Genomic DNA, 715 nt, shown 5'->3' on the forward strand with positions numbered 1-715 from the left:
CGAGGAGAACTGTGCGGAGGTGCCGGAACCGTCCGATCGGACGACCGGCACGATGGCGATCGCGGGCAAGGAGAGCGACGGGTTGTCGGCGGCGATCGCGGCGTCGTTCCAGCGGGTGATCGCGCCGGTGAAGATGCGCGCGACGGTTTCTCCGCTAAGCCGCAGGTTGGTGACCTTCTTGCCGCCGATCACGAGGTTGTACATGAATGCCGTGCCCCCGGCGACGATCGGCATGTAGGCGAACTTCCGCGCGGGCGGCGGGTCGACACTGTCGCTGTTGGGCAGGGCGTACGGGATCTCGGAGGCCGCGAAGTCGTATCCGCCGTTGGGCTGACCGGACAGCTGGCGCCCGGCCGACGAACCCTGGGCGCTGTCCTCGATCTTCCACTGGTAGTTGTTGAACACATTGCGGACCCACTGCTGGATGGCGTTGGCCGACCAGGTGGAGCCGACTCCCGAGATCGGGTAGTACTCGGTCCCGACCGCGGATGGAGCGGCCGTCGCGGCGGTCGCCGACACCGCGGGCGCGGCCCCGAACGCGACCGCGCCGATCAGGAGTGCGACGACCCCGCGTCGCAGACGTCCGTGCATCATTCTGGCCTCCGTCGGATTCCGCTTAGGCGCCGCGCCAACGGCCCGGTGGGGGTGGTGACCCCGAGCTCGCGAGCTCGGAATCGGTACGCGTCGAGCCGCGACTGCGCATCGCGGCGACGCA

1 protein-coding gene is annotated in these 715 nt (G+C 69.2%); it reads right to left on the reverse strand.

Annotated features, from left to right (window positions below; genetic code table 11):
• Positions 1–594, reverse strand: a 594-nt coding sequence (locus tag NT132_RS14110; protein ID WP_297790148.1) for a substrate-binding domain-containing protein, incomplete at its 3' end; no start/stop codon positions are given.
• Between the last annotated feature and the right edge of the window lie 121 nt (positions 595–715).

The organism is Microbacterium sp. (genome assembly GCF_026393345.1).
GTDB lineage: Bacteria > Actinomycetota > Actinomycetes > Actinomycetales > Microbacteriaceae > Microbacterium.